This is a genomic window from Mesorhizobium sp. P5_C1, assembly GCF_054049815.1.
The window spans coordinates 1-657 of the sequence record NZ_JBFULQ010001309.1 but is presented as its reverse complement, the minus strand read 5'-3'; the positions used below and the strand labels follow the sequence as shown (position 1 = coordinate 657).

The window sequence follows — 657 nt, the reverse complement described above, 5'->3', positions numbered from 1 at the left end:
GGCACCGGCAACTCGACCGCCAACATCATTGCCGGCAATTCGGGCAACAACGTCATCAACRGCCTCCTTGGCAACGATACGCTGAGTGGCGCACAGGGACAGGACAGTTTCGTCTTCACCACGGCGCTCAATGACGTTACCAATGTCGACCACATTATCGACTTCTCAGTGGCCGACGACACCATACAGGTCGACAATGCGATCTTCGCAGCGCTTGGCGGCAATGGCACTCTGACGGCCGACCAGTTTGCCGCCAACGCCTCGGGCTCCGCCACCACTGCGAACCAGCACATCATCTACGAGACGGGCACCGGCTGGCTCTACTATGACAGCGATGGCAATGCGGCTGGCGGCTCAACCCATTTCGCCACGCTGGCCGCTAACCTAGCGCTGACAAACGCTGATTTCGTCGTGGTGTGAAGGTAGGAGCGGTTCATCGTTTCACTGAACGCAAAACCGCTCTTTCCCTTTGTTTGACACAATTCCGGACGGGATATTGTTTCACACTTTTCCTGGAATTCTCCGAGCGTAGCCGACACCGTTATCTATGATCCATACTGTCGCCGAATATTGTCGTCCAACAACCGCGGGGGGTGCGCGATGACTTTGACAAATGTGACCGTGACACAGGCTCGGAATGGGCTTGTTGACGTGGAC

The 657-nt window shown here is 56.4% G+C and carries 1 pseudogene; it reads left to right on the top strand.

Annotation, left to right across the window (positions count from 1 at the left end):
- Positions 1-420 (top strand): annotated as a pseudogene (locus ACXJ7R_RS35550) (calcium-binding protein); the annotation flags it as partial.
- Positions 421-657: the final 237 nt, after the last annotated feature.